Genomic DNA, 23,635 nt, shown 5'->3' with positions numbered 1-23,635 from the left:
CGTGCGCGGCGTGAATCACAGTGCGCGCGTTTCTCTTCATTACCCGAACGAAAGAGGCTCCATGTCAGACGCCACACCTACACCCGAATCGAACGCGCAAGACATTCCGAATAGTGCACCTCCTGCAGCTCCGACTGCGCCCCCAGTACCTCCGATCGCTGGCAAGTCGTTTGTCATCACGTGGCTTTTCGCTCTCCTGCTTGGTTTCTTCGCCGTCGACCGTTTCTACCTCGGCAAAGTCGGTACCGGAATTCTGAAGCTCATCACTTTCGGTGGTGCAGGAATCTGGGTCCTAGTTGACATCATCCTCACGCTCAGCGGGGCTCAGCGCGACAAGGCAGGCAATGCGCTTGTCGGGTACAACGAGAACAAGAAGGTTGCTTGGATCGTTACCGGCGCACTCATCGTTCTCTCGATCGTGACGTCGAGCCTCAACGGAGGCAACGCCGAGACAACTGATTCGAGTGACACGAGCGCTATTTCGGAGAGCGCTGACGTAGAAGAGTCGGACGCTGCTGAGGAAGAGCCTGCTGAACCAGAAGTACCGGCAGTGCAGGGCTGGGCGGATGACGCCTTCGGCACGTTCGAAGCCATCACCGAGACTGGCACGGGCGACAGCATTGTCGACCTGCCCGTCGGCGCGACAGCAGGAATCGTTACCGCTACACATGCCGGAGCGTCGAACTTCGCAGTCTCAGTACTCAACGAAGATAACGAGAGCACTGGCGAACTGTTGGTGAATACGATCGGAGACTACGCGGGCACAACGTCGTATGGATTCAATGCGCTCTCAGACGGCGTTACGCTTCAGATCAAGGCGGATGGTGCGTGGTCGTTGCTCATTGCTCCTGTTTCGGCAGCCCCCCTGCTGGCCGAATCCGGCACCGGCGACGCAGTGTTCCTGTACAACGGCGATGCAGCTAAGCTCACGGCTACCCACTCGGGCGACAGCAACTTCTCCATTATCGAAGAAACCGACAAGGCGTTCGCGTTTGGCCTCCTCGTTAACGAAATCGGCTCCTACAGTGGCACCGTTGCACTGAGCACGGGTCCGTCGGCGATCACGGTAGGCGCTGACGGCGCCTGGACGCTCGCAGTCGAGTAATTGATCGCTGGGGTCGAGCGGCTGTGTCGCTTGACCCCGGCATCCGCTCGGCCCTCGCTATTAGGGGCTCGATCGAGTAACGTAGTCAAGTCGGCTCAAGACAGCGCGAAATCTCGCGTATGGGTTTGTAAGTCTTGCGGGCCGGTTTGCCAGTCCATCCAACTGGTGACAATCACACGAATGTATGTGACGGCCTCGGTCAAAGACTGCCCGGGTTCAGTAGTGCAGCGTACGAATACTCAAGCTAATTAGAAGACAGTCAATCGGTTTCTAACCAATCGGTGTCTCGCTAACTAAATGGTGAGTGTTGGCGTGCGCGCGTGCTCCACGCACTAGATGTGTTCCATCTAAGAACAACCCGGAAAGAACTATGCCTAATTTCAATAAGCCTGCCACTGGTCGTGGCAACAAAAACTTCAACTCGGGAGCGCCCAAACGTGGCGGTTCACGCAGCGAAGGTCACCGCGGATTCCGTGCCGATGAGGGGGATGCCCCCAAGCGTCGCTGGAGCGCAGATGACCGCGCTGCTCGCACTGGAGACCGCAAGCCGGGCGGAGCCCGTGGCGGACGCGACGAGCGTCGCCCCGACTGGACTCCTCGCGAAAAGCCTGCCCGTGGTGGACGCCCCGAGGCCGGCGGCCGCGGAGATCGCCCCTCGTATGGTGACCGCCCGCAGCGCAACGAACGTGGCGCCTACGGCGACCGTCCCCAGCGCAGCAACGATCGTCCCTCGTCGGGTGACCGCCCCGAGCGCGGTGGACGCCCCACGTATGGCGACCGCAACGAGCGCCCGCAGCGTAGCAACGATCGCCCGTCATACGGCGACCGTCCTGACCGTGGTGGACGTCCGTCGTACAACGACCGCAATGACCGCAACGACCGCAACGAGCGCCCGCAGCGCAGCAATGACCGTCCTTCGTACGGTGACCGCCCCGACCGTGGCGGCAACGCCGGTCGCAGCGAGCGCCCGTCGTACAACGACCGCAACTCGAGCGGCCGTAACGAGCGCCCCTCGTACAACGACCGCAATGCTGGTGGCCGTTCAGAGCGTCCCTCCTACGGCGACCGCCCCGACCGCGGTGGCCGTCCCTCTTACAACGACCGCAATGAGCGTCCGTCGTACAACGATCGCAACGCTGGTCGCACTGAGCGTCCCTCGTATGGTGACCGTGGCGCATCCGCTGGTCGCACCGAGCGTCCGTCGTACAACGACCGTGCTCAGCGCACCGAGCGCCCTGCGTACGGTGACCGTCCCGACCGCGGTGCACGCCCCGAGCGTTCAGAGCGCCCCGCCTACAACGAGCGCCCGCAGCGTTCGGAGCGTCCCGCGTATGGCGACCGTCCCGACCGTGGTTCGCGCCCGTCGTACAACGACCGCAATGACCGCAACGACCGTCCGCAACGTTCCGAGCCGCGCGAAAGCGCCTACTACCCGGCCCGCGATGGCAAGTCGTCGCACTCGCAGCAAGAAGACGTTGTACTTGAGCGCCTCGTAGCCAAGACCGTTACCGCCAGTGATGTTGAAGGCAAGTCCTTCATCGACCTGGGTATCGGCTCGAACATTTCGCGTCAGCTCGCATCCATGGGTGCAGAGTCGCCGTTCCCCATTCAGGCAGCAACCATCCCCGACGTTCTCGCCGGCAAGGATGTTCTTGGCCGCGGAAAGACCGGATCGGGCAAGACCATTGCTTTCGGTGCGCCTCTCGTTGAGCGCCTCATGGAAAACAATGGTGGCAAGGACCGTCAGATGGGCCGCAAGCCGCGCGCCCTCATCCTGGCTCCGACCCGCGAGCTTGCTCAGCAGATCGACCGCACCATTCAGCCCATCGCTCGCAGCGTTGGCCTGTTCACCACGACCATCGTGGGTGGCGTTCCTCAGTACAAGCAGGTTGCAGCTCTCACCCGTGGCGTCGATGTCATCATCGCGACCCCCGGCCGTGTTGAAGACCTCATCGAGCAGGGTCGTCTCGACCTCAGCCAGGTGAAGGTTACTGTTCTCGACGAAGCAGACCACATGTGCGACCTCGGGTTCCTTGAGCCTGTTCAGCGCATTCTGCGGGAGACCAGCGAGGGCGGCCAGAAGCTGCTGTTCTCGGCAACCCTTGACAAGGGTGTTGCCACTCTCGTCAAGGAATTCCTTGTTGACCCGGCCGTGCACGAGGTTGCTGGTGAAGACCAGGCTTCTTCCACGATCGACCACAAGGTTCTGCTCATCGAACAGCGCGACAAGCGTGCGATCATCAAGCAGCTTTCCGCCGGCACGGGCAAGACTCTTGTCTTCACCCGCACGCGTGCGTTTGCTGAAGAGATGGCTGAATTCTTGAGCATGGGTGGAACCCCCGCCACGAGCCTTCACGGTGACCTCAACCAGTCGCGTCGTACCCGCAACCTGCAGATGCTCACAAGCGGCAAGGTCAACGTGCTCGTCGCGACAGACGTTGCAGCCCGCGGCATCCACGTGGATGACATCAGCCTCGTTATTCAGGCCGATGCTCCCGAGGAGTACAAGACGTACCTGCACCGCGCTGGCCGTACCGGTCGCGCAGGCAAGGCCGGAACCGTTGTCACGCTCATCCCGCGCAACCGTCGTCGCAAGATGGACGAACTCCTTGGCCGCGCCGAGATCGATGCAGAGTCGGTCGACGTAGCGCCTGGCGATTCGTTCGTCGACAAGCTGGCTGCGCTCTAACAAGCACCCCGCTCACTCGAGCATAAGAAAGCCCCGGATGCCCCACTCATGTGGTCGGCAGCCGGGGCTTTCTGCATGTGCCCGCTGTGGTTGACGGGTGCGGCATCCCGTGATTCTATGGAGCGCACGCGTTGTTGCGATTAAACCTCAAATAACAAGATTGTTGGGTAACCACAGATGAGTATTCGATCGCAACACACCTCTCGGATCGCGACCCCGGCGGGCGTTCTGCTCATCGCCGCCAGTTTTCTGCTGTCGTCATGCTCGACCGGCACTGTCGGGTTGGAATCTTCACGCGTCGACATCGAGCCCTACGCCCACGTGACCGCCACCCTCGACTTCGAGGCGGGCACCGTTGTTCTGCCGGTGGATGCCATTAACCGGGATGCGCCGCAGGTCGATGAACTCCGGCGTGAAGCGTGGCAGGTATTGACTGACGCGTGCCTCGCCGAGAGTGGACTGCCGGGCTACAGCCGGTCAGAGACGGTGTCGAGCGAAGAGGATCGGCTTTTTGGGCTGTGGAGCGTCCCGCTCGCTCAGGAGTACGGTTTCGAGATTGCGGCCCTCATCGACCAAGTGCCGCCGACTCCGAGCGATGACGAGCTGCGTTGCCTCGATGAATCCAAAGAAGAAATGAGAACACGCTTCAATCTGGATGACGGCTACTCTTTCGATGCGCAGGTCGCGAGAGCTGCCTACGATGCCGCCTTCGCTTCGGAGCCAGGCCAAGCAGCGCTCGCTGTGGCCAAGGAGTGCATGGTTGAGCAGGGGCTCGAATTCGATGCCGAGTCACCTATGCCTCAGTTCGACTACGAGTCGGACGGCGACAGCGCCGAGAACCGACGAATCGCCGTAATTCAGGCCACCTGCAATGTTGAGACCGGTGCGATCCAGACGCTGTACGACCTCACTGCTCGCTACCAGTCGGCACTCATGGATGCCAGCGAAGCCGAGGCCAAGGAAGCTGCTGAAGTTGTCGCGACGCGCATCGCCGGTTTTGAGAGCGTGATCTCAGCTAGCGAGTAGAGAACCAACTCGTAGAATCAACCTATGAGCCAGAAACAAACAGTCGCCGCGCGTGCAGGCGTGGCGGTAGGGCACGCGGCAAGTTCCGCTGCTCATGGAACGCGCGAGGCGATCCGCAAGAACCCCAAGGCAGACCGTGTCTATCGCACGACCGTTGGTGTCGTCGGCGGCACGACGGTCGCTCTTGGTGTGGTGCTGATCCCGTTGCCCGGGCCAGGTTCCCTAGTGGCGATTGGCGGGCTCGCGCTTCTGGGCACCGAGTTCGAGATGGCAAAGAAAGCGAGCGGCAAAGCGAATGCCCTCGCCCGCAAGGCACTTGCCGCGGCCAACGAGAAGCGTAAACGACGGGCAGCGGTGCGGGCTGCCGCCGATGCTCCTGATTTCGATGCAGTGGCTTCCTGAGGCTTACCCGTTACAGCGTGTGAACGTTACAACTCCACAAGTCTTTCGGCGTCAAAGTGGTAAATATTTTCGTGCTTGAAACCGAAAGTGCCTGCTGGCCGCCGGATGTGGGGCTCAAAAGTGAAAAAAGGAGTGTCTCCGATTCGGGCCTTATTGCCGCGCTCGATGTACAAGCGGTCGGTGCTGCGGCGCTCGATTGAATGACCTACATTGCCTAGAAAATCGAGGTTCTCGAAGCCCAATTCGTTGATGCGTGAATTCATCTCGGTGTGAAGATCCTCGAACGTCATCGACGGTCTAGCGACGTCGATCAGGTCGCTATGGAGCTGTGCCTCTGCGAGCACGCCATCCCGCCATTCGTCATGCGTCGTGAGCCGAGCATCGTCGAGTGGCGAACCGTTCTCCACAATGATGGTTCGGGCGAAATCGCCCCAGACCCGACTTTGCTGCGGACTGAGATCGATTGTGATGATGTCCTCCGAGCAGATGACTCGATCAGCAGTTTCGTATTCGCGACCGGAGACCGAGCTGATCGTGTCTTCGCCGCACAACACGAGAGCTCCGATTCCCCAGTACCAAAAGGAGTCCGCGCCCAAGCTGCGCATGGTGTCTTCGCACAACTGCCGTACTGAAGCGAGAGTGTCTCCGGCGCGGATGCTTTGGCGCGCAAGATCCATGGTGTCTCGTGCAATCGATTGCACTGTGAGGTGTTCAATCATCCTTTCGCTGTCACTTTCTTGTCTCTCCATGTTCGGGGTCGCGGGGTTCGTCGGCGGCGCTGCCCGTGACGGCATTCAGTACAGCTGCGATCCGCGCGGGAAAGCTGCTGGGGACTTTCCCGGGGAGAGCGTTCGTGGCGAACCAGCGCACGTCTTCGCTTTCGTCGCTAGCCGCGAAGACGACATCCGCGGCGGCGATCGCGACGAATCCCACATCCCAGTGAGCAGCACACGCGAAACCGCCGTGGAGGTCATGGCGGTCGAGGTCGACGATCGCCTCGGAGCGCAGAGTGAGCTCGGCGATGCCGGACTCCTCGCGCGCTTCGCGCAGTGCGGCATCCGCGATCGATGAATCCTGCGGTTCGATGTGGCCACCGAATTGAACCCAAAACTGTCCCTTGCGGTGAAAGCACAGCAGCACGCGCTCGAAGTCGGGGGAGAACACGAAGCAGGACGCGGTGACATGTTCGGGCCCTCCATCCCGCTGGAGAGCATCCGTGCCGCCTGCCCTGACAAAAGCAAGGTATGAGTCGCGCGCGGGGGATGCGGGGAGTGTCTCAAGGCTGGTCAGGAAGTCATCGACGATCACTTGGCAATTATCCGGCACAAGTGGCTCATGAGGGGAGCGGCCGCCGTGGTGCGAGATCACACGCCCCGGCCCCGCTCCGCCCGATACCACTCGAACACAAATGTGGCGATCGTCGCAGAAGTGCAATAGGGTGTCGGCATGCCGGATTCTCACAGCGAACGCGCCCTAGAAGAAGAGATTGTCACCGACTTTAGCGAGCGGATGTCCTACGGTGCGTACCTCGAGCTCGACACGCTGCTGAGCGCGCAGACTCCGCAAAGCACTCCTGAGCATCACGATGAGATGTTGTTCATCATCCAGCATCAGACCACCGAGCTGTGGCTCAAGCTCGTGATCCACGAACTCACCTCGGCCCGCGACCTCATCGCGAGCGACAACCTCTCTATTGCGCTCAAGCGCATCGCGCGCGTCAAGCACATCCAGCGCACCCTCACCGAGCAGTGGTCGGTGCTCGCGACGCTGACGCCGAGCGAGTATTCGCAGTTCCGCGACTACTTGGGTAGCTCATCCGGATTCCAGTCGTACCAGTACCGCGCGGTCGAGTTTCTTCTCGGCAACAAGAACGCGGGAATGCTCAAGGTGTTCGAAGCGCATCCTGAAGCTCACGCCCTGCTCAGCAAGCTGCTCGCCGAGCCGAGCGTCTACGACGAATTCTTGCGGTACCTCGACCGTCACGGCTACGACATCCCCGACGCCGTGCTGGGCCGTGACGTGACTCGCGGCTACAAGCAAAACGACGAGCTTATCGACACCTTCCGCCACATCTACGACAACGAGAGCGAACACTGGCTCGCCTACGAAGCCTGCGAAGAGTTTGTTGATCTCGAAGACAACTTCCAACTGTGGCGCTTCCGCCACATGAAAACTGTCATGCGCATCATCGGCATGAAGCGCGGCACCGGCGGCTCCAGCGGAGTCGGCTTTTTGCAGAAGGCTCTCGATCTCACCTTCTTTCCTGAACTCTTTGCCGTGCGCACCGAGATCGGCCGCTCGTGACCGAACCACCAAACCCGCACGAGACTCCGGAGTCGGCGCTCGCCGTCGATTACGCCGTTGACGGCTTCTGGCTGCGTGAATGGCACGGTCCCGCCACCGTTCGCGTCAGCCCCCACGGCATCCGAGCGATAGCGGATGCCCCAACATCCACCGCCGTGCGTCTTCCGGGAGTGCTGCTTCCCGGCTTTCGCGACGCGCACGTTCACCTCGGATTGATCGAGCCGCGCGCTCTCATCGCCGGCGGTCTCGCCGCCGTCGACGACTTGGGCGGGCACCCTGAGCGTCTTCAGGAGTGGGCTACCGACGATACGGTTCCGGAGCTGCACCATGCGGGAGCTTTTATCACCGCGCCTCACACGTACCCGGCGAACCGGGCCTGGGCGGCGACCCTCGCTGTCACTGAAGTGCAGACCGGTGAGGAGGCGATGGCGGCCGTCGCGCAACAACTGGCCGCAGGGGCCACCTTCGTGAAAGTCGCGCTCAATGCTGAAGAGGGGCCCGTGATCGACGATGACACCTTGAGCGCCCTTGTCGAGTACGCCCACAGCCGCGGAGCCGAAGTCGTCGTGCACGTGCAGGGCACTGGCCAAGCCCAGCGAGCATTCGCTGCCGGGGCCGACCGCCTGGCGCATACGCCCTGGACCGAGAAGCTCAGCGATTCCCTGATCGAGGAGATGGCGCAGCCGAACTCCCGCTTTCTTGCTGGACGTCATTCGTGGATCAGCACCCTCGACATCCACGGTTATGGTCAGCGCGGCCGCGACTTCGCCACCGCCAGCGACAACCTGCAGCGCTTTCATGCCGCCGGCGGCATCATCCGCTACGGCACCGATCTGGGCAACGGCGACCTGCCACCCGGCCTCAACCACCGCGAGCTGACCGCACTGCAGGATGCCGGCGTGCGTTACGACGCCCTGCTGCGGGCGCTGTGCTTGCCCGGTTTCGGCAGCACCGTGAGCTACCTCCCCACCGTGCCGCGCGCGGATGCCGACCTCGCGTCGTGGCTGATGACCGCCACCGTGGTGACTGCCCGCGAGCTGCTTCACCCTGATTTTGCGGAGGCCGCGACCCTCGCGCACTCCGTTCGCGAGGGCGACGATGTCGTTCCCGCCGCAACAACCCCCATCCCAACCACATGGAGGCTCAACCTATGACCGAGATCAGCGTGCCAACCGCGGCACACCCCGAAGCCAGCGCTCCCATCGACACGAGTGCCGAGGCCGCAGCAGCGCTCGATGCCGCTGACCCGCTGAAGCAGTACCCAGCCAAGTTCGTGCGATCAGCCGAAGTGCGTGCCTACCTCGACGGCAACTCGCTCGGGCGGCCCACCATCGCGAGTGCGGCCCGCCTCGCCGAGTTCGTTGACGAGCACTGGGGCGGCCGTCTTATTCGTGGCTGGGATGAAGCGTGGTACGAATTGCCTCTCACCCTCGGCGATCGCCTCGGCGCTGCCACCCTCGGTGCTGCACCCGGCCAAACCTTCATCGGTGACTCGACCACCGTCGTGCTCTATAAGCTGATTCGCGCGGGTCTGAGCGCCCGCCCGGAGCGCAGCGAGATCGTGATCGACACCGGCAACTTTCCGACCGATCGCTATCTGGTCGAGGGGATCGCGGCTGAGCTGGGCAAGACCCTGCGCTGGATCGATCCCGCGAGCGATGGGGGAGTCACCGCCGCCGAAGTAGAGGACGCGCTCAACGAGAACACGGCGCTTGTCGTTATCAGCCACGTCGCCTACCGCTCCGGTCACCTCGCCGATATGCCCGGCATCACCGCCCTCGCGCACGACGCAGGTGCGCTCGTGCTGTGGGATCTCTGTCACTCCGCCGGTGTCGTCGAAACCGAACTCGACACGTGGGGCGTCGACCTTGCCGCCGGATGCACGTATAAATATCTCAACGGAGGCCCGGGTTCCCCCGCCTTCGGCTACGTGCGCGCCGAGCACATCGAGGCCATGACGCAACCGATCCAAGGCTGGATGGGCAGCAACAACCCCTTCGAAATGGGTCCAGGTTATGCACCGCACGAGGGCATCCGGCGCTTCATCAGTGGCACGCCCTCGATCGTCGGGTCGCTCGCGATGCAAGACATGCTCGGGCTCATCGAAGAAGTGGGCATCCCCGCGATCCGCGCCAAGTCGATCGCGCTCACCGAGTACGCCCTCGCGCTCGTTGACGAATTACTCGCGCCGCTCGGCGTCACCGTCAGCTCGCCGCGAGATGCCGACGAACGCGGCAGCCACGTCACGATCGACCACGAAAGCTTCGCCGCCGTGAATGCCGAACTCTGGAAACAGGGGATCATTCCCGACTTCCGTCGGCCTCACGGCATCCGGCTCGGGCTGTCGCCACTCAGCACGACCTTCGCCGAAGTGCAGCTCGGCATCGACGCGATTCACGCGCAGCTCACCAAGTAGCCGCGCATGATTCTGGATGACTTCGACTCCCGCCCCGGGAGTGCAACAGCCCTGCTCCGCACCTTTGTGGGCTCGCAGCTGCGTCAGCTTGGTGGCTGGATCTCGTCGGCGCATCTCGTGCGCATCATGGAGGCGCTGGGAGTCTCGGCCAATGGTGCTCGCAGTGCCATCGCTCGAGTGAAATCGAAGGGCCTTCTTGTGCCTGAAATGGTCGACGGCCAGCAGGGCTACCGCGTGAACGAGGATGCCGTGCCGATGCTCGAGAGCGGCGATCGCCGCGTCTTTAGTTTTCGCCAGCAGCGCGAAGATGACCCGTGGTGTCTGATTTCGTTTTCGATCCCGGAATCACGCCGCGACGAACGCCACCAGCTTCGTCGCAGACTCGGTTGGATCGGGTGCGGCACCGTGGCCACCGGGCTCTGGATTTGCCCCGCCCACCTCAAGCCAGAAGTGTTGCGCATTCTGGAAAGCCTCGAACTGAGCGAGTGCGCGACGCTGTTTATTGCGGGCCGGCCCGAGACGACTCAGTCGTTTGCGGATGCCGTAGCCCAGTGGTGGGACCTCGATCGGTTGCGTGAATTGCACGACAGTTTTCTCGCGCAGCACTCCGCTCTGGTGGGTCCGGGGTCGACCGATGCCGAGGCGTTTGCGTGCTACATCCATGCTCTCGATCAGTGGCGTGTGATCCCGTATGTCGATCCGGGGTTGCCGGATTCGGCGTTGCCGGAGGATTGGCCGGGGCGAGCAAGCATCGATCTTTTCGGTCGCCTTTCGCGCACCTTGGCGGCGCGGGCGCACGCTTTTGCGCGCAATAGCGCTCACTGACGGTGGCGTCGGCGGGCGCTCCGTGCGAACAAACCCCCGAAGTATTGGTGCGCGCATTTCGCATAAGAACAACGGGTTACGCGCACATGAGCATTTCGTTTAAAACCTTGGAATGGGCTGTGGGCGGGGCTATCGTCTCAGGTACCCCTGTTATGGGGTAGACCGTCGATTTCACAATTCCTAAGGGGACTGCCCGCTATGTATCCACGAAGCAGCAGGCCAACGCGGCTCACGATCGGGGCTCTTGCCACGTCGTGCGCCATTGCGTTGGCTACGATCACCGCTCCGGCTGCCCTAGCCGCCGAAGCCACATACACGATTGCCCAGGTGCAAGGCACTTCAGCCTCCAGCACTATTGTCGGCACCACCGTCACCGTAGAGGGTGTTGTCACTGCTGACTACCGGGGGGCTTCCGGCTACAGCGGCATCGTCATCCAGACTCCTGGGTCCGGCGGCGCGACCGATGCAACGCCCGGTGCCTCTGACGGAATCTTCGTCTACCTCGGCAGCGCGAACCCCGCCGTCTCCATCGGAGACAAGGTCACCGCGACCGGTCCCGTTGGCGAGTACTACGGCCTGACTCAGCTCGGTTCAGGCACCACAGTCGAGCTCGTGACTGCAGCCGCCGACCTAGCCGCAGAAGATGCGGTTGAAGCATCCGCTCTCGATGCGAGCGTTGTCGGCACCGACCGCGAGTCCCTCGAGTCGATGCTCGTCGCCCCCACCGGCGACTACCTCGTCAGCTCGAGCCACCAGCTGTATAACTACGGCACCCTCTGGCTCAGCCCAGAAGAGCTCGCCGTCAAGAGCACCGAGACGACGGATGCCGGAGCCGACGCCGACGCGATCGCCGCCGCCAACCGTGCCAGCCGCATCCTTCTCGATGATGGCTACAACATCCAGGTTTCGAGTAGCTCTCACCCCGGTGAGCAGCCCTACTTCTCGGCAGACACTGTTGTGCGCAACGGTGACACCGTTGAGTTCCCCGCGAACCCTTTCGTTCTGAGCTACGGCTTTGACGACTGGCGTTTGCAGCCGACCATCGCGATCAACGATGCGAGCCCGGCGGAGTACCTGCCCACGTTCGAGTCGACGAACCCGCGTGAAGAGACTGCGCCTGAAGTTGGCGGAGACTTCAAGGTATCGGCGTTCAACGTCTACAACTACTTCACGACGCTCACGAGTGAAGACTCGGATGCTCGTGGCGCAGACACTGCTGAAGAGTTCGCAATCCAGCAGTCGAAGATCGTTGCCGCTATCAACTCGCTCGATGCGGATGTTGTTGGTCTCATGGAGATCGAAAACTCCATCAAGCTGGGTGGAGACCTCGACGAAGCGCTCATGGATCTCGTCGGTGCGCTCAACGCGGCCGCTGGCGCAGGCACGTGGGACTACGTTCCGACTCCGGCAGCGCTCGACGATGCAGCCATCACTGACTTCATCACGAACGCGATCATCTTCAAGCCTGCCGCTGCTACGCCTGTTGGCGACAGCTTCACGCAGGTCGACGAGTCGGTCTGGGACATCGCGCGTGAGCCGATCGCTCAAACCTTCGAGTCAAACGGTGAGCTCATCACTGTTGTTGCCAACCACTTCAAGTCGAAGGGTGGTTCGGGAACCGAGCCGACCGATGGCCAGGGCTTCTTCAACACCGAGCGTGTTGAGCAGGCTAATGCCGTCAAGGACCTTGTGGACTCGATCTCGGCTGATGAAGCCAAGAGCGACCAGGTTGTGCTGGTCGGTGACTTCAACGCCTACTCCGAAGAAGACCCCATTCAGGTCTTCACCGAGGCTGGCTACGTCGACACCCTCGCCGCCGCAGGCGACGAGCAGTACACCTACACGTTCGATGGTGAACTCGGATCGCTCGACCACATCATCGTCTCGCCGTCGCTTGCCGACCACGTGACGGATGCCGCCGTCTGGAACATCAACTCGCCTGAGTGGTCAGACCGTGGCTACGCCTACGCTGCTGCGGATGCGAGCAGCGTGTTCCGTTCGAGTGACCACGACCCGATCAGCATCGGCCTCAGCACTGAGGCAGCGCCGGTTGAGATCGAAATTCTCACCACGAACGACTTCCACGGTCGTATCGAAGCGGGCAGCGGAATCCCCGGCGCAGCAATGCTCGCGGGCATGGTTCGCTCGTGGGAGTCGCAGAACCCGAACACCACCTTCGTGGGTGCGGGTGACTTCGTTGGTGCAACGACGTTCACGTCGTTCATCCAGAACGACCAGCCCACGATCGACGTGTTGAACGAAATCGGGCTCGACACGAGCTCCTTCGGTAACCACGAATTCGATCAGGGTCGTGCCGATGTCGATGACCGCATCTTGGATGCCGCCGACTGGCCCTACCTTGCGGCCAACATCTACGACCGCGACACGAATGCGCCGGCCTATGACGAGTACTTCCTGCAAGAGTTTGAGGGCGTAACTGTCGGATTCATCGGTGCCATTACCGAAGACCTCGAAGAGCTCGTCAGCCCCGCTGGCATCGCTTCGCTCGAGATCCGTGGAGTTGTCGAAGAAGTAGACCGCGTTGCGGATTACCTCACCGATGGTGACGACAGCAATGGTGAAGCAGACGTTCTCGTTCTGCTCATCCACGAGGGCGCGGCATCCACCGATATCGCTGCTTCGATGGATGACTCGGCCTTCGGCCAGATCGTCACTGACGTGAGCCCGAAGATTCAGGCAATTGTCTCGGGCCACACCCACCTGGCGTACGACCACGAGATCGAGGTTGCTGGCATGGACAGCCCGCGTCTCGTGATCTCTGCTGGGCAGTACGGCTCGTACTACGGCCACTTCGACCTCAACGTCGACCCGGCAACCATGGAGATTCTCGAGTTCAGCGCCGAGGTGCTGCCGATCGAGGGCTTCGAGCCGGATGCCGCTGTGCAGGCCATCGTTGACGAAGCAACGGAGGCTGCTGCCGAACTCGGCAACGCCACGGTTGGTGAAATCACCGAGAGCATGTTCCGTGCGGTGCAGTCCCCGACCGACGCGGCGGAGTTCCCGGAGAACCGCGGTGGAGAGTCGACCATTGGCAACTTTGTTGCTGATGTTCAGCTCTGGGCGGCATCCGATTCGGGTGCAGAGATCGCGTTCATGAACCCTGGTGGTTTGCGCACCGACCTCATCTACGAAGCATCGGGAGCTGGCGACGCCGACGGCGAAGTCACGTACCGCGAGGCTGCTAATGTGCAGCCCTTCGGCAACACGCTCACGACGATGTCGCTGACGGGTGAGCAGATCAAGTCGGTGCTCGAAGAGCAGTGGCAGCCAGAAGGTGCGCAACGTCCGTTCCTCAAGCTCGGTGTTTCGGAGGGGCTCACGTACTCGTACGACCCCACCGCAGTCCAGGGCGAGCGAGTGACCGCAATGTACCTCAACGGTGTTCCGGTGGATGTTGCAGCCAGCTACACGGTGGTCGCTAACTCCTTCCTCGCGGCGGGTGGCGATAACTTCGCGACTCTCGCCGAAGGAACCGATCGTGCCGATAGCGGACGAGTCGACCTGCAGTCCATGGTCGAGTGGTTCGAGGAGAACACGGTCGCTAGCCCGCCGCTCGAACAGCGTGCCATTGGTGCTGTCGTATCGGAGCCCGCCGCTGGCGGCTTCGCTCCGGGAGACGACGTAACCCTTGACTTGTCGTCACTCACCTTCAGCCGCGGCGGCTCAGACGCCACCACGGTCGAGGTTTCGGTTGACGGCACAGTGCTCGGTTCGGCAACGATCGACCGCACCATCGTCGACACCACGGATGAGCAGGGTCGCGCCAGCGTGACCGTCACAGTTCCCGCCGGCACTCCTTCGGGCACGCTCGCGCTGACCGTGACGGTTCCGGGAACGGATACTGCGGTAGTGGTACCGATCGAGGTGGCAGCCACGGAGGAGGCCATCGAGAACACGAAGGCTCCGAGCATCCGCGGCAACGCAAAAGTCGGTTCGACAGTGAACGCCAATGGCGGCAAGTGGAGCGTCAACTCGACGACCCTTAGCTTCCAGTGGCTGCGCGATGGTGTGCCGATCGCTAACGCGACCGACCGCACCTACAAGGTCACGGCCGCGGATGTCGCTACCGAGCTGAGCGTGCAAGTCACCGCAAGCAAGGATGGCTACGCCGACGGTGTTGCTGTCTCGGATGCCGAAACGGTCGACAAGATCGCTTCGCGAGTCAGCGCCAGCACCTCATCCTCGTTCGTCTGGGGCAACCGCTCTGTGACCGTCGATGCTGATGTTTCGGTTAGCAAGGGCGGCACGACAGCTGGCGAGGTGACCTTCTACGACGGTCGCACCGCAGTCGGCACGAGCACGGTCGACAAGCGCGGCGAGGCTTCGCTGAAGCTGCCGAAGCTGAGCCGCGGCATCCACTTCATTACGGTCAAGTACTCCGGTAATGATCTGGTGGAGTCGAGCACGAGCTGGCCGCGACTGGTCTTCGTCTTCTAGGCGAAAGCTGGCAACTAGCCGCATAACGCGAAGAGGGTCCCGCACAACGCGGGGCCCTCTTTTCTTACTTTTACCCATATTGATGAAATAAATTTGGCCTGCTGATTGCTACTAACTATGGTGAGCAAGCTCCCATCGATCTCCAACCTGCAAAGGAACCCCTGAATCATGGCTAGTCGTATCTATAAGAACATCACCGAACTCGTCGGTAACACCCCGTTGGTTCAGCTCAACTCCGTCACAGACGGTGCTGGCGCCACGGTGCTGGCAAAGCTCGAATTCCAGAACCCTTCGGCCAGTGTGAAGGACCGTATCGGTGTCGCAATTATTGATGCGGCCGAGAAAGCTGGCGCGTTGAAGCCTGGCGGGACCATCGTTGAGGGCACCAGTGGCAACACCGGTATCGCGCTCGCCATGGTTGGTGCCGCTCGCGGTTACCGCGTAGTGCTCACGATGCCCGAGAGCATGAGCAAGGAGCGCCGCATGTTGCTGCGCGCGTTCGGTGCAGAGCTCGTATTGACTCCCGCCGGCGAAGGTATGCGTGGCGCCGTTGAGAAGGCCGCTGAGATCGTGGCCAACACTGAGGGCGCTGTCGCCGCTCAGCAGTTCGCGAATGCCGCAAACCCCGCTATTCACCGTGCCACCACGGGCCCTGAGATTTGGAACGACACCGACGGTGCCGTCGACATCTTCGTTGCGGGAATCGGAACCGGCGGAACCATCACCGGTGCTGGTAGTTACCTCAAGGAACAGAACCCCGAGATCAAGGTTGTTGCGGTTGAGCCCGAAGAGTCGGCCATCCTCAATGGCGGAGCTCCTGGCCCCCACAAGATTCAGGGAATCGGCGCCAATTTTGTGCCCGAAATTCTCGACCGCGATGTCTACGACGAGGTACTCGACGTCAACATCACCCAGTCGGTCACGATGGCTCGTCGCCTTGCAGCCGAAGAGGGAATCCTCGCAGGCATCTCCTCGGGTGCGACCGTATACGCCGCCATCGAGTTGGCCAAGCGCCCTGAGAATGCAGGCAAGACCATTGTCGTCATCATCGCGAGCTTCGGCGAGCGTTACCTCTCGACCCTTCTCTACGAAGACCTCGTCGACTAGGGGCTTGTCGACTAAGACCGAGTCACCTCAACTCAACGCCGCTAACCACCACTAACGACGGATCCCTCTATTGTTTGCTCGAACTCGTGAAGACATCGCTGCCGTGCGCGAACGCGACCCCGCAGCCCGTGGTGCCTTCGAGATTTGGCTGACCTATTCAGGGATGCACGCCGTGTGGGGTTACCGCTTGAGTCACTGGTTGTGGACTGCGCGGGCATTCTTTCTTGCCCGCGTAGTCTCCCAGTTCGTTCGTTTTCTGACCGGGGTTGAGATTCATCCTGGCGCGCAACTTGGCCGCCGCGTCATCATCGACCACGGCTCCGGAGTCGTCATTGGCGAGACTGCCATTGTCGGCGACGACGTCTTGATCTATCACGGCGTCACGCTTGGCGGCACGAGCTCGCAGGGCGGCAAGCGCCACCCGACGCTCGGCAACGACATTGTTGTGGGCGCCGGCGCTGCCATCCTCGGCGACATCACGATCGGCTCTGGCTCGGTCGTGGGTGCCGGTGCCGTAGTGGTGGCGGATGCTCCCGCCGACTCTCTGCTCGTCGGCGCTCCCGCCGTGGCGCGCCCCAAGGGCGGCACGAAAGCGCCTAAGGACGGCTTTAACTACATCGATCCCGCGATCTACATCTAGCCACGACGGGACAGGGCTCCTCGCAGGCCTCGAGAAGTCGTAACAGTAAGTTATGCTCACCCTTATGGTGAGCACCGAGCTACTGCACTCAGAACCTCCACACTCCGGGATCGTCGTCGAGAACGTCGGCCGATCCTTTGGAGCTATCCATGCGGTACGTGACGCCAGTTTCGTCGCGGTGCCCGGAACCGTGACGGGTCTTATCGGCCCCAATGGCTCGGGCAAGACCACTCTTATGCTGATGCTGGCGTCACTGCTCAAACCGGATGCTGGCAGCATCCGCATCGCCGGTTACGACCCCTTTGGCGAGACGGCCGCTGTGCGCTCGCGGTTGGGCTGGATGCCCGACGTGCTCGGATCGTGGGCGACGATTAGTGTGCGCGACACCCTGACTTACGCGGCGCGCATGTATGCGATGGACAAAGCCACGGCGGCCGCTCGAGCAGCCGAAATTCTCACGCTTGTTGATCTGGGCGATCTCGCCGACAGCCCGACCCGCGTTCTGTCGCGGGGGCAGAAGCAACGGCTCAGTCTTGGCCGTGCACTCGTGCACGACCCTGCAGTGCTGTTGCTCGATGAGCCCGCTTCGGGTTTAGACCCTGTGGCGCGCGCGCACCTACGCACCCTCGTTCGTCGGCTTGCTTCCGAGGGCAAGACCCTTCTCGTCTCCAGTCATGTTCTTTCCGAACTCGACGAAATGGCGGATGGCGCCGTTTACCTATCGAAGGGCGTCACGGCGTCTGCGGAAGCGTTGGCACGTAGTCGCGCCACGGCTCGGCCCTGGCGCATCCGCTCGAGCGACGTGGTGGCTCTGCGGACGGCACTCATTGCGGACGGTATCGCGGATGAAGCGATTGCGACCGATCGCACGGAACTGCTCGTTGCGCTCGACGGCGAAGCGGCGGCATCCGAACTTCTTGCTCGACTGGTCGGGGCAGGCGTTGCGATCAGCACGTTTGCGCCAGCTGTGGGCGATCTCGAACATGCCTTTATCGACTTGAGCTCGGAGGAAAGCGAATGAGCCCCTTCATCTCCGGCGTCGGAGTGATTCTTTCACTCGAGCTGCGCCAGCGCGTGCGCACAACAAGCTGGTACATCCTTCTTGCTGTCTTCGTCGCGCTCATCTTCATCGTGACGGTGCTGCTGTCGTTCGCGCTTAACGGGTTCGGCAGCGTAGACAACGGTGCAGCCGGCGTTTACTCCACCGTTATCTACTTCGTGCTGCTCTTGGGCACGCTTGTGGCGCCGGCCCTGAGTGGCAACGCCATTAACGGTGATCGGGATGCTGGCACTCTCGCCACCACGCAAGTGACGCTCATCACGACCGGCCAGCTGATCATGGGCAAGTTTCTCTCGGCCTGGATCACCGCCCTCGCGTTCTTGGCGGCCGCTATCCCGTTCCTCGTCTACGCAGCCCTCGCTGGCCAGCTTCGTGCGAGCACCATCATCGTTTCGATCGTTGTGCTCGCGCTCGAGCTGGGCGTCGTTGCCGCGGTGGGGGTAGGGCTTTCTGGGCTCATGTCGCGGCCGCTGTTCTCGATCGTTGTGACATATCTGGTTGTGGCGGCGCTGAGCGTTGGCACGATTATCGCCTTCACTCTTGGCGGGCTGGCACTGCAAACTACCGCGACTCAGGTCTCGAGCTACGGAATCGAATACGACAGTTCAGGTAAACCGACGTCGTGTTCGACTCCCGAAGAGTTCGAGTACCAGACGCCACGCTTCGACCTGTTCTGGGGCGCATTGGCGGCAAACCCGTACGTGATTCTGGCGGATGCCGTGCCCACAACGTACGACTCGAACGACCAGCCCACAGACCTCTTTGGCTACTTCAAGCTGACGACTCGAATGGCTCAAATTCCGCAGGACGTTAGCTACTCAGTGAACACCTGCGTCGTCGGAGAGTTCGACCAATACCCCGATTCCCCGAGTGCTCGCAGCGTCATCGAATCCACAACTCCTAGCTGGGCTGTCGGGCTAGCGACGCATGTCATCCTCGCAGGAGCATTGCTTGCTGGGGCCTGGGCTCGCACCAAGACCCCAGCGGCAAAGTTGGCCCGAGGTAGCCGCATCGCTTAGAACGCGGCTTTCGCGGCGTTAGCCCATCGTGTTGACGATGAGCCCGATGTGAGTGAAGAAGTTGAGCGCGCCGAAGAGGAGAAATACGATGCCGCCGAGAGCAAGGGCGACTCCGGTAACCCATTGAACCTTGGTCGGCGTGCTGCGAACTGCAAAGCTGCGGGTGGCGAACGGGAAGAGCAATGCTCCGAGACCTACGAGCGCGAAGAGACCTGACATGAAGATCGCTTCGACCCAGGGCCACTCTGCGAAGGCGCCCGAGATGGGCTCCTCGGGAGGAGCGGCGAAGAGCTGGAAGATGACTCCGGCGAAAGCGATCGCAATGAGGGCGAGGCCGAGACCAAAGATGAGTACGCCAAGGGGTTCAGCAGTGCGGGCGACGGCGCGGGCGGCATCCTTGGATTCTTCGAGCACGGATGCGCGGCGCCAGAGTACGAAGCTCGAGGCGAGCAGAAGCACACCGAAGGCGAGGCTCGGTTCGCCAAAGATGATGTTGTCGAACGGGAAGTAGGCCGCGAAGGGCCAGGTCAGCGTCATGTGCGTGCCCGTGACGGTGAGGATCAGGCCCAGCACACCGAAGTTCACGGCGTGACCGCGGAACTCCACGTCAGCCCCTGCCATGAGCTTGCGAGCAAACAACACGAGACTGAGCAGTCCCGCACCGGCGGCCACCGCCATGATCGTGTTGTAGGTGGGCATCTGTGTCCAGTCGATTACTAATCCTTGATCCATGTCGTCAGTCAACACCCGAAGACCACGATAATCAAATTTGCCTAAATTGCGTCAGGGTGCGCCGGGATGGTGCCCGTCATGTCTCATTCGCGTTGCGGTAGACAGCTGTGTAGCGCAAGCGCTTGCACAAACCGTTGATCGTCACCTAGCGTAAGGCGTGAACACGCTCTCTTGAGCTGCAATGAGTGAGCGAGTTCAGAGCTGCAGTTGTTCCCCCGCATACTGCTCGGTCTGCGGGCAAACCTCGACGAGGAGGATTTGTATGATTTCCCACAACTTTCGACGGGCCTTGCTGCCTATCGCCACTCTTGGCGTCGCAAGCATGGTTCTTACAGGCTGTGCCTCCGGTACCAGCGGCACCGGTGGCCCCGGCGATGCTGGCGAAGCGGATGGCGTAGTCACTATCTATGGCACCATCGCCGACACTGAAGCTGAGCTTCTCGAAGAATCCTGGGCTGACTGGGAAGAAGCGAATGACATCGACATTCAGTACGAATCGAGCAAAGAGTTCGAAGCGCAGATCAGCATCCGCGCTCAGGGTGGCAATGCTCCTGACATCGCAATCTTCCCGCAGCCGGGTCTTCTCGCCGACCTCGCCTCGCGCGAGTACATTCAGCCAGCGCCCGAGGGCGTAGCCGCCAACGTCGCAGAGTATTGGTCAGAAGACTGGGCTGCCTATGGCACGACCGGTGACACTCTCTACGGCGCACCGCTCATGGCCAGCGTCAAGGGCTTCATCTGGTACTCGCCTTCGCAGTTCGCCGAGTGGGGTGTAGAAGTCCCCGAAACCTGGGACGAGCTGCTCGCACTCACCCAAACGATCGCTGATGAGACCGGAACCGCACCGTGGTGTGCCGGGTTCGGTTCGGATGCCGCAACCGGTTGGCCAGGAACGGACTGGGTAGAAGACCTCGTGCTGCGCGAAGCCGGACCAGACGTCTACGACCAGTGGGTTTCGCATGAGATCCCGTTCAGTGACCCTGCGATCGTCTCGGCGTTCGATTCGGTGGGCGACATCCTCCTGAACCCGGATTACGTGAATGCTGGATTCGGCGACGTGAAGTCGATCAACTCCACGCCGTTCGGTGACCCGGCTCGCGCGCTCGGCGACGGCACGTGTGCCCTCCACCACCAGGCATCCTTCTTCGACGGGTTCATTCAGGACCCCAAGAACGGGAACGCCACGGTCGGACCGGATGCTGACATCTGGGCCTTTGTCACGCCGTCTGCTGAAGCTGGTGGCAACGCTGTCACCGGTGGTGGCGAGATCGTCGGAGCCTTTTCCAACGACGAAGACACGATTGCCGTGCAGGAATACCTGTCGAGCGCCGAGTGGGCAAACACCCGCGTAGCGTTGGGCGGCGTCATTAGCGCTAACAACGGCCTCGACCCGGCTAGCGCGAGCAGCCCCATCCTGCAGGAAGCCATCACGATTCTGCAGGACCCCGACACGACGTTCCGCTTCGACGCCTCTGACCTCATGCCGGGTGTTGTTGGCGCTGGATCGTTCTGGACCGGAATGGTCGACTGGGTCAATGGCAAGTCAACCGAAGAAGTGCTCTCGACCATCGATGCGTCATGGCCGTCTGAGTAACACCGTTCAATAGTGAGCGTGGGCTGGACATTTTTTCTTCCAGCCCACGCTCACTTTCCTCCCACTCGTGCCGACTCCTCGGTAGAGTCGAAACAGCAGAAATGCCAGTGAAGTGAAGAGTCCAGTGATGCACTCGAAAGGTCGCTAATGTCAGCTTTTCTCGCGTGGATAGCCACGCTTCCCGCGCTCGCTCAAATTCCCCTCGTGCTTCTGGCATTCCTCGTGGTGATTGCGCTGCTGATATTTTTCATCGAGATCGCCCCACGCAGCGGCCGCAAGTACACGATCATTCGTGCCGCAGCCTGCGTGCTCATCCCCACCCTCATCTTCTTGGCACTGGGCTCGGTGTATTGGGCGGCGGGCGCAGCAGCTGTTTTCGGTGGGCTCTTCTTCATCCTTGACTACCGCTCGAAGCAAGGTGCCGGCTACCTCTTCCAGCTCGTCGGATTCATGAGCCCGGCGATCTTCTTGCTCGCTATCGGTCTCATCTACCCGACGATCCAGACCACGATCCAAGCCTTCATGAACAGCCGCGGAACCCGTTTCGTCGGCCTCGATAACTTCATCTGGATCTTCACTCAAGACACCGGCATCCGCACCGTTCTCAACACGGTCGTATGGGTGCTGATTGTTCCCACGGTCTCCACCATCTTCGGACTCGCCTACGCGGTCTTCATCGACAAGTCGCGCGGCGAGAAGATTTTCAAAGTGCTCGTCTTTATGCCAATGGCTATCTCGTTCGTGGGCGCGAGCATCATCTGGCGCTTCGTCTATGCCGTGCGCCCCGCTGGCCAAGAGCAGATCGGTTTGCTCAACCAAATTGTGGTCTGGATGGGCGGGCAACCGGTCGACTGGATCTCGAACTCCCCGTGGAACACGTTTTTCCTTATCGTCGTGCTGATCTGGATCCAGACGGGTTTCGCGATGGTGATCCTGTCGGCGGCGATCAAGGGTGTTCCGGCCGAGCAACTTGAGGCCGCGGAGCTCGACGGAACGAACGCCTGGCAGCGCTTCATCAATGTGACCGTGCCGGGCATCCGCAGCTCGCTCGTTGTGGTGTTGACGACGATCTCGATCGCCTCGCTCAAAGTCTTTGACATCGTTCGCACGATGACTGCTGGTGCGAACGAAACCAGCGTGATCGCGAACGAAATGTACTCGCAGTGGCAGGGCTTCGAGGTGGGCAGGTCTGCCGCCTTCGCGGTCGTTTTGTTCATCATGGTGCTGCCGATTGTTGTGTACAACGCGAGACAGATTGCTAAGCAGAGGGAGATCCGATGACCGCGACAGTGCCCGCGAAGCTTCCGCTGAACAAGAAGACTAAGAAGCAACTGGCCCGTGGCGAAAACGGCGCTGCCAAGCGCACCAAGAAGCGCCTCACGAGTCGCGGAGCCACGATCGCAGCGCTGGTGATTGCAGTGCTGTGGACGACGCCGACATTCGGGCTGTTCGTCTCCTCGCTTCGCCCGCCCGAGGAGATTCTGCGCAACGGCTGGTGGACGATCTTCCAGAACCCCGGCTTCACTCTCAACAACTACACCGAGGTGTTGGCGGCCGGAAACAGCCAGCTCAATTTGGCAGGCGCGTTTATTAACTCGATCGCCATCACGTTGCCGGCCACGATCTTCCCGCTCGTTATCGCGAGCCTGGCAGCGTATGCCTTCGCGTGGATCAAGTTCCCCGGTCGCAACTGGATGTTCATCGGCGTCTTCGCGCTACAGATCGTGCCGCTGCAGATGGCACTTGTTCCGCTGCTGAGCCTGTTCTCTCGTGGGCTGTCGATCGGTGACATCGAAATCTTCTCAAGCCTCAATGCCTCCAACTCCTACTCGCAGGTCTGGATTGCGCACACGATCTTCGCGCTGCCACTGGCCATCTTCTTGCTGCACAACTTCGTCTCCGAGATCCCGTCCGAGCTCATCGAAGCAGCGAGAGTGGATGGTGCGGGCCACGGTCAGGTCTTCTTCCGCATCGTGCTTCCGCTCACGATGCCGGCCATTGCGTCGTTCGCGATCTTCCAGTTCTTGTGGGTCTGGAACGACCTGCTCGTGGCGTTGGTGTTTGCCGACGGGCGAGTGGCGCCGATGACGAAACTGCTCGCGGAGATCACCGGTAGCCGTGGTCAAGACTGGAACCTGCTTACCGCCGGTGCCTTCATCTCGATTCTTGTGCCGCTCATCGTCTTCTTCGCGCTGCAGCGCTACTTCGTGCGCGGATTGCTCGCGGGTTCAACGAAGGGGTAGCTCGCGGCGCGCTGC

Annotated in this window: 19 protein-coding genes; 16 read left to right on the top strand and 3 right to left on the bottom strand. The window is 61.5% G+C overall.

What is annotated here, in order from left to right; genetic code table 11:
• The first annotated feature begins 61 nt into the window (after positions 1–61).
• The 4 genes from I6E56_RS07190 to I6E56_RS07175 all read left to right on the top strand — a co-directional run bounded on the left by I6E56_RS07190 (position 62) and on the right by I6E56_RS07175 (position 5,222).
• Positions 62–1,105 carry a TM2 domain-containing protein gene (locus tag I6E56_RS07190; RefSeq protein WP_197137002.1) on the top strand — a complete coding sequence of 348 codons (1,044 nt, stop codon included), beginning with the start codon at positions 62–64 and terminating at the stop codon, positions 1,103–1,105.
• A gap of 370 nt (positions 1,106–1,475) precedes the next feature.
• Positions 1,476–3,794 carry a DEAD/DEAH box helicase gene (locus I6E56_RS07185; protein ID WP_197137001.1) on the top strand — a complete coding sequence of 773 codons (2,319 nt, stop codon included), beginning with the start codon at positions 1,476–1,478 and terminating at the stop codon, positions 3,792–3,794.
• 177 nt (positions 3,795–3,971) lie between these two features.
• Positions 3,972–4,820 carry a hypothetical protein gene (locus I6E56_RS07180; RefSeq protein WP_197136999.1) on the top strand — a complete coding sequence of 283 codons (849 nt, stop codon included), beginning with the start codon at positions 3,972–3,974 and terminating at the stop codon, positions 4,818–4,820.
• Between the two features lie 24 nt (positions 4,821–4,844).
• Positions 4,845–5,222 (top strand): PGPGW domain-containing protein, encoded by a 378-nt coding sequence (locus I6E56_RS07175; RefSeq protein WP_197136997.1) that lies wholly within the window; start codon positions 4,845–4,847, stop codon positions 5,220–5,222.
• A gap of 26 nt (positions 5,223–5,248) precedes the next feature.
• On the opposite strand, the gene I6E56_RS07170 is transcribed toward I6E56_RS07175, so the two are convergent.
• On the bottom strand, positions 5,249–5,941 hold the full coding sequence (locus tag I6E56_RS07170) for a M24 family metallopeptidase (RefSeq protein ID WP_197136995.1): 693 nt from the start codon (positions 5,939–5,941) through the stop codon (positions 5,249–5,251).
• A 10-nt stretch (positions 5,942–5,951) separates the two neighbouring features.
• Positions 5,952–6,548 (bottom strand): NUDIX domain-containing protein, encoded by a 597-nt coding sequence (locus tag I6E56_RS07165; protein WP_307842800.1) that lies wholly within the window; start codon positions 6,546–6,548, stop codon positions 5,952–5,954.
• Between the two features lie 120 nt (positions 6,549–6,668).
• Between I6E56_RS07165 and kynA the strand changes: the two genes are divergently transcribed.
• From kynA to I6E56_RS07120, 9 genes are all read left to right on the top strand, one after another.
• Positions 6,669–7,526, top strand: a complete 858-nt coding sequence (gene kynA / locus I6E56_RS07160) for a tryptophan 2,3-dioxygenase (protein WP_197136993.1) — start codon at positions 6,669–6,671, stop codon at positions 7,524–7,526.
• Complete coding sequence (locus tag I6E56_RS07155) at positions 7,523–8,680, top strand: amidohydrolase family protein (protein ID WP_197136992.1); 1,158 nt, start codon at positions 7,523–7,525, stop codon at positions 8,678–8,680. Before kynA ends, I6E56_RS07155 begins: the two co-directional genes overlap by 4 nt.
• The gene (locus I6E56_RS07150) at positions 8,677–9,942 is read left to right on the top strand and encodes a kynureninase (protein ID WP_197136991.1); all 1,266 of its coding nucleotides are present in this window, start codon (positions 8,677–8,679) and stop codon (positions 9,940–9,942) included. The genes I6E56_RS07155 and I6E56_RS07150 overlap by 4 nt, the downstream gene beginning before the upstream one ends.
• A gap of 6 nt (positions 9,943–9,948) precedes the next feature.
• The gene (locus tag I6E56_RS07145; RefSeq protein ID WP_197136990.1) at positions 9,949–10,767 is read left to right on the top strand and encodes a PaaX family transcriptional regulator C-terminal domain-containing protein; all 819 of its coding nucleotides are present in this window, start codon (positions 9,949–9,951) and stop codon (positions 10,765–10,767) included.
• A 198-nt stretch (positions 10,768–10,965) separates the two neighbouring features.
• Positions 10,966–15,225: an ExeM/NucH family extracellular endonuclease gene (locus I6E56_RS07140; RefSeq protein WP_197136989.1), complete on the top strand. Its 4,260-nt coding sequence runs from the start codon at positions 10,966–10,968 to the stop codon at positions 15,223–15,225.
• Positions 15,226–15,393: 168 nt separating this feature from the next.
• Entirely contained in the window at positions 15,394–16,332 is a 939-nt protein-coding gene (gene cysK / locus I6E56_RS07135; RefSeq protein ID WP_197136988.1) for a cysteine synthase A, read from the top strand.
• Between the two features lie 70 nt (positions 16,333–16,402).
• Positions 16,403–16,972 carry a serine O-acetyltransferase gene (gene cysE / locus I6E56_RS07130; protein ID WP_197136987.1) on the top strand — a complete coding sequence of 190 codons (570 nt, stop codon included), beginning with the start codon at positions 16,403–16,405 and terminating at the stop codon, positions 16,970–16,972.
• A 52-nt stretch (positions 16,973–17,024) separates the two neighbouring features.
• Positions 17,025–17,993 (top strand): ABC transporter ATP-binding protein, encoded by a 969-nt coding sequence (locus tag I6E56_RS07125; protein WP_231606272.1) that lies wholly within the window; start codon positions 17,025–17,027, stop codon positions 17,991–17,993.
• The gene (locus tag I6E56_RS07120; RefSeq protein WP_197136986.1) at positions 17,990–19,051 is read left to right on the top strand and encodes an ABC transporter permease; all 1,062 of its coding nucleotides are present in this window, start codon (positions 17,990–17,992) and stop codon (positions 19,049–19,051) included. Before I6E56_RS07125 ends, I6E56_RS07120 begins: the two co-directional genes overlap by 4 nt.
• Positions 19,052–19,069: 18 nt before the next feature.
• Here I6E56_RS07120 and I6E56_RS07115 read toward each other — a convergent pair whose 3' ends face one another.
• On the bottom strand, positions 19,070–19,783 hold the full coding sequence (locus I6E56_RS07115) for a DUF981 domain-containing protein (protein ID WP_231606271.1): 714 nt from the start codon (positions 19,781–19,783) through the stop codon (positions 19,070–19,072).
• Between the two features lie 262 nt (positions 19,784–20,045).
• Here I6E56_RS07115 and I6E56_RS07110 point away from each other — a divergent pair, with 262 nt between their 5' ends.
• The 3 genes from I6E56_RS07110 to I6E56_RS07100 all read left to right on the top strand — a co-directional run bounded on the left by I6E56_RS07110 (position 20,046) and on the right by I6E56_RS07100 (position 23,620).
• Complete coding sequence (locus I6E56_RS07110) at positions 20,046–21,377, top strand: ABC transporter substrate-binding protein (protein ID WP_197136985.1); 1,332 nt, start codon at positions 20,046–20,048, stop codon at positions 21,375–21,377.
• Positions 21,378–21,524: 147 nt separating this feature from the next.
• A complete protein-coding gene (locus tag I6E56_RS07105) occupies positions 21,525–22,658 on the top strand; it encodes a carbohydrate ABC transporter permease (RefSeq protein ID WP_197136984.1) in 1,134 nt (377 codons plus the stop codon).
• Positions 22,655–23,620 carry a carbohydrate ABC transporter permease gene (locus I6E56_RS07100; protein WP_197136983.1) on the top strand — a complete coding sequence of 322 codons (966 nt, stop codon included), beginning with the start codon at positions 22,655–22,657 and terminating at the stop codon, positions 23,618–23,620. Before I6E56_RS07105 ends, I6E56_RS07100 begins: the two co-directional genes overlap by 4 nt.
• Positions 23,621–23,635: the final 15 nt, after the last annotated feature.

Source organism: Salinibacterium sp. NK8237 (genome assembly GCF_015864955.1).
In the GTDB taxonomy this organism is placed as follows: domain Bacteria; phylum Actinomycetota; class Actinomycetes; order Actinomycetales; family Microbacteriaceae; genus Rhodoglobus.
Note: the sequence above shows the minus strand (reverse complement) of the source record. Positions and strands in the feature narration are given on the sequence as shown.

Excerpts from the sequence above, each read along its gene's own strand:
- I6E56_RS07190 (WP_197137002.1), top strand. The coding sequence starts at position 62 with ATGTCAGACGCCACACCTACACCCGAATCGAACGCGCAAGACATTCCG.
- I6E56_RS07185 (WP_197137001.1), top strand. The coding sequence starts at position 1,476 with ATGCCTAATTTCAATAAGCCTGCCACTGGTCGTGGCAACAAAAACTTC.
- I6E56_RS07180 (WP_197136999.1), top strand. The coding sequence starts at position 3,972 with ATGAGTATTCGATCGCAACACACCTCTCGGATCGCGACCCCGGCGGGC.
- I6E56_RS07175 (WP_197136997.1), top strand. The coding sequence starts at position 4,845 with ATGAGCCAGAAACAAACAGTCGCCGCGCGTGCAGGCGTGGCGGTAGGG.
- I6E56_RS07170 (WP_197136995.1), bottom strand. The coding sequence starts at position 5,941 with ATGATTGAACACCTCACAGTGCAATCGATTGCACGAGACACCATGGAT.
- kynA (WP_197136993.1), top strand. The coding sequence starts at position 6,669 with ATGCCGGATTCTCACAGCGAACGCGCCCTAGAAGAAGAGATTGTCACC.
- I6E56_RS07150 (WP_197136991.1), top strand. The coding sequence starts at position 8,677 with ATGACCGAGATCAGCGTGCCAACCGCGGCACACCCCGAAGCCAGCGCT.
- I6E56_RS07145 (WP_197136990.1), top strand. The coding sequence starts at position 9,949 with ATGATTCTGGATGACTTCGACTCCCGCCCCGGGAGTGCAACAGCCCTG.
- I6E56_RS07140 (WP_197136989.1), top strand. The coding sequence starts at position 10,966 with ATGTATCCACGAAGCAGCAGGCCAACGCGGCTCACGATCGGGGCTCTT.
- cysK (WP_197136988.1), top strand. The coding sequence starts at position 15,394 with ATGGCTAGTCGTATCTATAAGAACATCACCGAACTCGTCGGTAACACC.
- I6E56_RS07125 (WP_231606272.1), top strand. The coding sequence starts at position 17,025 with ATGCTCACCCTTATGGTGAGCACCGAGCTACTGCACTCAGAACCTCCA.
- I6E56_RS07120 (WP_197136986.1), top strand. The coding sequence starts at position 17,990 with ATGAGCCCCTTCATCTCCGGCGTCGGAGTGATTCTTTCACTCGAGCTG.
- I6E56_RS07115 (WP_231606271.1), bottom strand. The coding sequence starts at position 19,783 with ATGGATCAAGGATTAGTAATCGACTGGACACAGATGCCCACCTACAAC.
- I6E56_RS07110 (WP_197136985.1), top strand. The coding sequence starts at position 20,046 with ATGATTTCCCACAACTTTCGACGGGCCTTGCTGCCTATCGCCACTCTT.
- I6E56_RS07105 (WP_197136984.1), top strand. The coding sequence starts at position 21,525 with ATGTCAGCTTTTCTCGCGTGGATAGCCACGCTTCCCGCGCTCGCTCAA.
- I6E56_RS07100 (WP_197136983.1), top strand. The coding sequence starts at position 22,655 with ATGACCGCGACAGTGCCCGCGAAGCTTCCGCTGAACAAGAAGACTAAG.